Origin of the sequence: Knoellia aerolata DSM 18566 (assembly GCF_000768695.1) — a bacterium.
GTDB classification, from domain to species: domain Bacteria; phylum Actinomycetota; class Actinomycetes; order Actinomycetales; family Dermatophilaceae; genus Knoellia; species Knoellia aerolata.
This window is the reverse complement of the sequence record NZ_AVPL01000092.1, coordinates 1-8823: the sequence shown is the minus strand read 5'-3', so window position 1 is coordinate 8823 and position 8823 is coordinate 1. Positions and strand designations below refer to the sequence as shown.

6 protein-coding genes are annotated in these 8823 nt (G+C 73.4%); 2 read left to right on the top strand and 4 right to left on the bottom strand.

Annotation, left to right across the window (positions count from 1 at the left end):
• Positions 1 to 29: 29 nt before the first annotated feature.
• Positions 30 to 1151, bottom strand: a complete 1122-nt coding sequence (locus N801_RS19995; protein WP_169744297.1) for a winged helix DNA-binding domain-containing protein — start codon at positions 1149 to 1151, stop codon at positions 30 to 32.
• Between the two features lie 30 nt (positions 1152 to 1181).
• On the opposite strand from N801_RS19995, the gene N801_RS18045 reads away from it, so the two are divergent.
• The gene (locus N801_RS18045; RefSeq protein WP_035940694.1) at positions 1182 to 1610 is read left to right on the top strand and encodes an SRPBCC family protein; all 429 of its coding nucleotides are present in this window, start codon (positions 1182 to 1184) and stop codon (positions 1608 to 1610) included.
• Here the strand turns inward: N801_RS18045 and N801_RS18040 are convergent.
• A complete protein-coding gene (locus tag N801_RS18040) occupies positions 1605 to 2204 on the bottom strand; it encodes a GNAT family N-acetyltransferase (protein WP_035940692.1) in 600 nt (199 codons plus the stop codon). The genes N801_RS18045 and N801_RS18040 overlap by 6 nt on opposite strands.
• A gap of 211 nt (positions 2205 to 2415) precedes the next feature.
• Here N801_RS18040 and abmR point away from each other — a divergent pair, with 211 nt between their 5' ends.
• Positions 2416 to 3075 (top strand): ATP-binding transcription factor AbmR, encoded by a 660-nt coding sequence (gene abmR, locus N801_RS18035; RefSeq protein WP_281175721.1) that lies wholly within the window; start codon positions 2416 to 2418, stop codon positions 3073 to 3075.
• A gap of 70 nt (positions 3076 to 3145) precedes the next feature.
• Here the strand turns inward: abmR and N801_RS18030 are convergent, their stop codons facing one another.
• Positions 3146 to 4501, bottom strand: a complete 1356-nt coding sequence (locus N801_RS18030; RefSeq protein WP_035940691.1) for a hypothetical protein — start codon at positions 4499 to 4501, stop codon at positions 3146 to 3148.
• A gap of 236 nt (positions 4502 to 4737) precedes the next feature.
• On the bottom strand, positions 4738 to 8823 hold a 4086-nt coding region (locus N801_RS18025), incomplete at its 5' end, for an nSTAND1 domain-containing NTPase (protein ID WP_035940690.1).

Sequence of the window (8823 nt, the reverse complement as noted above, 5' to 3'; positions counted from 1 at the left end):
GGGAGGGTGGGCAGGCGGGGAGGGGGTGTTCAGGTGAGGACGAGCTCCAGGGGGCGCTCGTGGAAGGTGGCGAGGCGTTCGGCCGCCTCGGCGATGCCGTCGCGTTCGGCGGCGGTGAGGGCGACCTCGGGTCGCACTGTGACGACGGCCTGCGTCGGACCCACCGTGCGCTTGAAGGTGCCGACGTCGTGTCCGTCGACGACGACGATCCCGCCACCGGCCTCCGACACGAGCCGAGCCCGGTCCGCGTCCCGGTTGCGACGGAGGAACCCCGTGCTCGGGTAGGTCAGGGCAGCCTCGTCGAACGTCGACAGGAGGTAGGCCGGGTGCGGTCGGGTCGTGCGCCCCGACACCGACGGGTCGAACCACAGCGTCTCGCCCAGGCACTCGACCTGCTCGAGCGGATGTGAGGCGACCAGCGACGCCGAGGTGGTGAGCTCGGCTGTGGCGGAACGGATCTTGGTGAGCGTCAGGCCGCTCCAGCGCTGCAGGTCGCGCTCGGAGGCGGGTCCGTGCCCGGCGTAGAAGCGGTGGGTCAGCTCGACGGCGGCCTGCTCGCGGGACCACCCGTCGGACTCCGTGCGCGCGACGACGTCGTCGACGAGGGCGTAGGTGTGCTCGACGCCGCGCGGCGGGCCCGAGCAGATGACCGAGCGCACCTCGGCCGTCATGAGCTGGTGCGCCATGGCCTCGCCGGGCCCGGGTAGCCCTGCGTCGGCGAACGCCGGACCGAGCTCCTTGCGGGTCATGGTGCGGCCGTCGGCGAGCAGCTGGCGCAGCAGCTCGATGCCGCGCTCCTTGACCTCCGGGGTGACCCCGAGCTGGCGGTGGCGTGACGCGGCCGACGTCTCGACCTTGGCGCCGGTGAGCGACTGGATCCAGCGGAGGTCCTCGGGCACGACGTGGTGCCAGGTGGGCCGCAGGACGTGGGTGCGCACCCAACCGCCGGCCGACTGGGCAGCCAGCACACCGGCATACGTCGTGTCGCGTGAGCGCATCGCGAGGGAGTGGGCGGCGAGCGGCGCGTCCTGGCTCTGCACGCAGGTGAGGAGGCGGACCGCATCGGCGGCGTGGGGGAGCGGCGCGGACGCGAGGCGCTGGACGGCGAGGCGTCGTCGCAGCACCCACGCGTGGGTGACGGTTCGGGTCACGACGTGGCCCCCGCGCGCGACAATGGGGGGATGGAGCGGAGCACGAGCGTGGACATCGAGGCGGCGCCCGACCGGGTCTGGGACGTCATGAGCGACGTCGAGCGGTGGCCGGAGTGGACCGAGACGGTCACCGCGGTCACCCGCCTCGACGCGGAGCCTCTGGGCCTCGGCTCGCGGGTGCGGGTGGAGCAGCCGAAGCTGCCGCCGACGGAGTACGTCGTGACGGAGTTCGACCCGGGCCGGGGGTTCACGTGGGTCGCGACGGGGCTGGGCGTGCGGACGACCGCGAGGCACACCATCGCGGCACGACCCGAGGGCGGTTCGCGCGTGGTCCTGGCCGTCGAGCAGGCCGGTCCCGTCGGCAAGGTCATGGGGCGGCTGTTCTTCACCGGGCTCACCGACCGCTACCTCGCGACCGAGGCGGCCGGGCTGAAGGCGCGCAGCGAGTCGGGCTCATGAGGCCAGCGTCCGGCGCATCGTGAGCCGCGGCATCCCGCTGGCCGTCGCCGCGGTGGTGCCGACGACCTCGAACCCGGAGCGCTCGAACATCGCCCTCGTGCCGACGAACGCCATCGTGAGGTCCATCCGGCCCGAGGGGTCGACGGGGTGCGACTCGACCGCCGGAGCGCCGCAGGACGCCGCGTAGTCGACGGCTCCGTCGATGAGGTGCCGGGTCACGCCGCGCCTGCGGTAGCCGCTGCGCACGACGACACAGACGATGCTCCACACGGGCACGTCGTCGGTGGGGAGCATGAGCGTCGACTTCGCGAGGCGGGTGATCTCGGTACGGGGGCCGATGTTGCACCACCCGACCGGGGTGCCGTCGAGGTACGTGACGACGCCCGGAGGGTGCTCGCGCTCGCACAGCGCCCTCATCGCCCGCTCGCGCTGGTCCGAACCGTCCCCGCCGAGCTCGGTGATCTCGGCCGCGGTGAGCCGGTGCGAGAGGCACCAGCAGTGCGTCGCGCGACGGTTCCGGTTGACGACGTCGGCGAAGTCCTCGAACCGCTCCGGCGTGACCGGGTGCGTCTCCCACACGGTGTCCGTGGTCATGGGCCCATCGTGCCGCGAACGCCCGACAGGCGGGGCTGGTCACGCGCCCGGCACACCCGGCTCGCGAGCCGGGTGTGCGCTCGCGAGCCTCATCGATCCGGCTCGGGAGGCCAGCACTGGCTGGCGAGCCGGGTCGCTGCACGCGGGAACAGATCCGCCCGAAGTGTAGTTGTGTAATGGTGTAAGCACTGCAAGAGAGGGAGGGCCCATCATGAGGTCCGAGCACCACCACACCCACCCCGACTCCGAGGACACCCCGCGTCCCACCGGTCGAGGCCGTCACGGCATGCCCGGTCGTGGACCCGGCGGTCCGCGCGGCGGCGGCCGGGATCGCGGTCCCGGCATGGGCCGGCCCGGCGGCTGGCAGCAGGCCGACGTCCCCAGCGCCGACGACGCCCGTGACTGGTTCACCGGGCGCCTGCCCGACGACTGGTTCACCGACGTCGACATCCGCGTCGACCGCGACGAGATCACCATCATCGGCACGCTTCCCGACGAGCTCGGCGACGCGGAGAACAGTGCCACCATCGAGGGCCGGATCAGCCGCTGGCGCAGCGACACCAAGGACCGGCGCATCGAGATCGCCCGCGAGGCCGAGTCCCGCTACGAGCGCAAGGTGTCCTGGGGCGTGCGCCTCGGCAGCACCGAGGCGCTCTTCACCCACCTTGCCGCCCCGGTCATGACGCGCCTGCGCCAGCCGGAGCGCCAGGTGCTCGACACCCTCGTCGACGCCGGCGTCGCCCGATCCCGCAGCGACGCCCTCGCCTGGTCGGTCCGGCTCGTCGGCCAGCACGCCGACGAGTGGCTCGGCCAGCTCCGCGAGGCCATGAGCGAGGTCGACAAGCTCCGCTCCCAAGGTCCCGGTCTCTGACCCGACCCACCCCGATCCGTATGCCGTCCGCTCACCGAGAGCGGACGGCATACGGAATGGTCAGGGCGCGTCAGCGCCTCGGACCACGGGTGGCCAACTGCGTGACCGCCTCGGAGGCGTCGCGCGCCTCCTCGAGCGACCCGAGGTGGAACGGGTCGTGCGTCGTCTCCACCTCGATCCCGCACTGCGAGGCGTTGACGTAGACGGTCGCGCTGTAGGTCGGCACCCCGTCCTCGTCCAGCCCGGTGTCGGACGCGCTGGCCGCCTGGTCGAGCGGGGCGTTCACGGCGTGGACGGCACTGCCGTGCCACTGGTGCCAGTCGTCCTCGTCGTTCGCCACGGACCACAGCGTCGGCAGCACCCGCAGGTGACCCCGAGCCGTCCGCCCATGGACGTAGAGGAACGAGTGCATGAACCCGCCCCGCCACGGGTCGAAGTAGGGATCGCCCTCGTCGGTGGACACCTCGGCCCCGCCGACCGCCCAGCCGCCCTCGTCCAGCCCGAAGACCCGGGAGTACGCGCCGCCGTCGAGGACGCCCAGCCCGACGGCTTCGTCCGGGGTCGGCCAGTAGACGGCCTCCATGTGGCCGGCCCGGGTGTCCCAGCCCCAGAAGCCCTCGCCGGCAGCGCTGCCGTCGTCCTTGACCTCCCACGGGATGGCGTCGATGCCGACCCGGTCCATGGTCACGACCGTGCCGTCGGCGCGCCACAGCGTGGGGTCGTAGTCGGTCCAGTGCGGGTTCTGGGGACGCTTCGCCTTGGCGATGAGCCCGACCCGGTCGCCACGGGCGTTGATGCCGGCGGCGTTCGACATGGAGCCGGTCGACTCGAGTCGGAACGGCGACTCGTCGGCGCGGTCCCAACCGACGGCGCTGAAGCCGTTGCGTCGCTCACTGCCCGAGCCGACGCCGTGGACATCGCTCCCGACCAGCTCGCCGGTGTCGTTGACCCGACGGGCGTATGCCGTCGTGTCGGCCGCAGCTCCCACAGAGGCGTCCACGACGGTGAGGTCCATCGTCGTGATGTCGAGGACCCAGTTGACGATGCTTCCGTCCGGGTCCTCGCTGGTCCCGTTCGCGAGACCGGTCGAGGTGAGCTCGAGCGCGATGTCGGCGAACCGGCCCAGACCGGTGTCGACGGGCTCGGGCGCTCCGTCGAGCCCTCTCCAGATGACGGCACGCTGCCGCTGCTCACCGTCCTCCATGACTTGGTAGTTGCCGTAGTAGGTCGTCGTCCCGTCGACCACCTCGATGTCCAGGACGCCGGCGTCGAACCCACCGGGTGGCGGAGGGAGCTCGACGAGCCGGCAGACGGACGAGCCGGGGGTTCCGAACGCGGAGGACGCCGTCGACGTGGCGACTGCGGTGAGGGTGATCGTGAGGGCGGCGGTGGTCGCGGCTGCGACGGCCCGGGGTCGAGGGTGCATGGACGTGCCTTCCTGATGGGGGGTGCGCGGCCGGTCCCGACCCGCTCCAGCCAGACTCCGGGGCCCCGGTCGCGAGGCGGTCGCGGTCCGGTCGCGCCCCCCTTCGCCTGCCCCCACCCCCGACTGATTGCGCATTCCGCCCCCACGCGAAGGACTGATTGCGCATTGCGGCGGGCGGTTTGCGCAATCAGTCGGACCGCTGGGAACGGAATGCGCAAGAAGTCGGGGAGGGGGGGTCAGGTGGGGCAGGTGGTGGGGACCGGGCGGCCGGGGAGGACGATGGCGGCCTCGTCGACGGTGAGGTTGCGGTTGGCAGCGGAGCAGGCTGCCGCCACCCATGCCTCGCGGTCGACGCTGAGCCGCACTCGGCGGCTGGAGTCGTAGAGCACTTGGACGTGCTGGGCGTCGGGGAAGTGGATGAAGCCCCAGGCCTGCTCGTCGACGACCGGCTTGCCGTACGGCCGCCACGTCCCCGTGTCCCACAGCGTGAGGTCGCCGTCGGTGCCCAGGGTCGCGAGCACCGAGCCGTCCGGACTCACGGTCGCACCGATGACGAACCCCGCTGCGATGAGGCGCTTCGGCGCAGCAGGCTCGAGGGTGTCCGCCCGAAGGAAGCGGACCCAGCCCGCGAAGTCACCCGCGATGACCGTCTTGCCGTCCTTGCTCCACGTCACCGCGCCGACGAGCTGCTTCGCGGTGTTGAGACCCTCGAGGCGCCTCACCTCACGCATGGTCGCGACATCGACGAGCACCAGGGCGTCGACGCGAGCCACGGCAGCCGTCCGGTCGTCGGGGGAGAGGGCGATCTGCGGGACCTGGTCGCCCCGCATCGGCTCCGGGTCCAGGTCGCGAAGGTGCCCGGTGACGCGGTCCGAGCGCAGGTCCACGGACATGACTCCGTGCACTCCGTTGGCGACCGCCCGGGTCCCGTCGGAGGACACGTCGAGCGAGAACCCCGGCTCTGGCAGGGACACGACGCCGACCTGCCTGCGCGACGCGACGTCCCAGAGGTACAGCGCCCCCTTGTCCTCGACGAGGTCGAAGTCCTCGGTGAACCACATCGCCGACACCAGCGCCGTGCGGCCGTCGGGCACCATCGCCACAGTCGTCACCTGGCAGCCGCACTCCTCGGCGTCGGGCACGGGCAGGTCGCCCACCTTGGCACCCGAGGTGAGGTCGACGAGCTCGGCGGTGTTGGGCTTGTCGTCGTAGAAGTGGACCGAGACCCCGACGTCCCCGGTGACGGGCGCCTCGCCGGTGTAGACCCTGGCCTCGATCGAGTCGTCGGCGATGATGGTCCGCGTCCCCGAGAGGTCGAACCCGACCGCCGTGCCGTCGCGCCCCGCCGTCCACAGCAGGTCCTCGTCCGGGCCGGCGAAGACCGCGCCGAGCACGGAGCCCTTGTGCCCCTCGAGCAGGTGGAGGTGGTCCATGGTGGCGGCGTCGTAGACGTTGACCGCCGCGTCGCTCCCGACCGCCAGCCTCGTTCCGTCGCGGGTCCAGCTCCCGGCCCGCGGATCGCCGTCCAGCGGGACCGGCGCCCCGACCTCCTTGAGGGTGGCCGTGTCGATGAGCGTGACGGTCTGGCCGGACGCGCTCCTCGTGACGACCGCGGCCCGGTCGCTCCGGGGGGAGACGGCGATGATCTCGCCGGGTACCCGGGCCGGGGCACGTGCCCCACGGGTGTCGATGACGACGGTGCCCGAGTCCGGATCGAAGCCGGCGCCGCGGCTCGCACGACCGTCCGGCCAGATGACCAGGTTCTCCATCGCGGCCTGGCTGTATGCCGGCCACGCGACGGAGCCGCGCACCCTTCCGGTGGTGGGGTCGACGGCATACAGGCGCGTGTCGGTCTGGACGTGGAAGGTGCCGGATCCGTCGAACCCGCCCCAGTGCAGGTACGGCGGTCTGTCGCTCGCCGGGTCGGCCGGCAGGTCGGCGGACGAGAGCTCCCACATCACCGAGCCGTCGCGCGCGTCGAAACGGGTGAGGACGGACGTCGGGTCGCGACCGAGGGTCCCGAGGATCCCGGCACCGTCAGGGGTGACGCCGAGGTTGGCGACCTGGGCGTCCTCCGGCGTGTCCACCTGCCACCGGGTCTCGCCGGTCAGGGCGTCGATGGCCCAGAGCCGTCCCCGGTTCTCGCTGACGTAGACGGTGCTCCCGTCCGGACTCACGGCGTTGCGCAGGAAGCGGTTCGTCGTGCGCACCCGGTGCACCACGGAGGGCTGGCGGGCGAGCAGCGTGAGCAGCCCGCCATAGGTCTCGGGACTCCGCTCGAGCCTGGTCGCCTCGATGGCCGTGAGGAGCGCCGTGTCCGGGTAGTCCATGGTGAGCGAGGTCGCCGCCAGGCGTCGGGCGTCCGCGCTGACGGCGTTCGCCGAGGCCTCCTGGCGCGACCGCCACGCGAGCAGGCCGGCGACGAGCGCCGCGACGAGGACCGTGCCGATCCCTGCGACCAGCCAGCGGAGCCGCCGGTTCTGGCGAGCGGTCGCCGTCGCGCGTTCCTCCACCTCGCGCTGCGCCGCCTCCGAGGCGGACCGGCTCGCGTCGAGGAACGCCCGCTCCACAGTCGTCAGCTCGTCGGGTCGGGCCTGTGCGACCTCGAGTCCCGACCCGAGTCGCGTCCCGGACCACAGGGCCGTCGGCTCACGTCCTTCGGCGTCCCACTCGCTCGCGGCGAGCGCGAGCCGGCGCTGCACCGAGCGCCCAGCGGCGTCCTCGACGAGCCACCCGCGCAGCCGCGGCCACTCACGGAAGAGCGCCTCGTGCGCGACCTCGACGTGCCCGTTGGTGACCGTGAGCAGCCGGGAACGTGCGAGCTCGTCGAGGGCGGCGCGAACACCCCTGTCCGGCAACGCATCGAGCTCGGCGAGCGGGACCCGACGACGCACCACCCCAGCACCGTCCCCCGGCCCGGTGAGGCGCAGCAGCAACGCGCGCGCGCTCTGCTGCTGCTCACCGGTGAGCCCGTCGAAGCACTCCTCGGCCAGGGTGGCGATGGCGCCGCTCAGCCCGCCGGTCCTCATGTATGCCGCATAGGTCAGGTTCGCGCCGTCGCGCTGCTCCCAGAGCTGGCTGAGCGAGGTCGAGAGCAGGGGCAGCAGTCCCGGTTCGGCCCCGGCGTCGGAGACGATCGTGTCCGCCAGCCCCTCGTCGAGCCGGAGCCCGGCGGCGGCGGCCGGACGGTCGATGGTGCGCCGGACCTCGGCCGAGGTCGGCGCGCCGACGAGGACGGTCGCGTCCCCGAGCAGGGCGGCCAGCCCGGCGTGCCCGGCCAGCTCCCCGGTCCGGTCGGCACGCAGGGCCACGACGAGGGTGACGTCCGAGCGCGGGTCGGTGGCGAGCTCGGCGAGGGTGTCGAGGAACTGCTCGCGCTCCTGCTCGTCGTCGCAGAGCGTCCACGCCTCCTCGAGCTGGTCGACGACGAGGACGGTCCGGCTGTCGACGTCGACGTCGGCGCGGATGAGCTGGCTGATGAGGTCGCCGACGTCGGTGTGGCCGCGACCGAGGGCGGCACGTGCCAGCTCACGCAGCGGGTGCGGGCCGGGTCGCATGACGACGACCGACCACGCGGCGCTGCCCGGCAGCACGTCGGCGGCGAGGGAGGCGACGAGCCCCGCGCGCAGGGCCGACGACTTCCCGGACCCGGACGCCCCGACGAGGCCCACGGCCCTGGCGGAGGCCACGCGGGCGACGAGCTCGGCCACGAGACGTTCGCGGCCGGCATACCACCGGGCGTCCTCGACGTCGTAGGCCGCGAGCCCACGCCACGGGCACTCGCCCGGGTCTGCGTCGCCGACGGGGGTGGCAGCGGTCTCGCGCAGGTCGACGACGCTGTCGACGAGGTCGGCGCGGGCGCTCGCGAGGGAGGTGCTGCTGAGGTCGGTGCGGCGGGCGGCGGCCTCGACCCGTTGGGTGGCGTGGGCGCGGGCGCGGGCGGTGGCGGCGTCGTGGACCGCGCCGGGCCAGCCACGCGACTGCGCGAGCACCGGCTCGAGGGCGACGTCGACGGCTTCGGCGGGGAGGTAGTCGGCCAGGACCTCGCGGACCTCCGCAGGACCCAGCGGCTGGAGGTCGAGGACGGCGTCCGCGTCGGCGGTGGTGTGGGCCCCGGCGAGCCGCAGCGTCATCGTCGCGGGCAGCGTCGCCTCGACGTGGTCGGCGACGAGGAGGAGGGGACGACCGGGCTCGAGGGGCGCCTCGTCCGGGGGGGAGTCGGCCGCCGCGTAGCGCACCTCCGCCCCGCCGCGCGCGACCTCCGCCGCGAGGTCCGAGGCCAGGGTCGAGGCGCCGGCGCCCACCGGCCCACGGACGAGGAC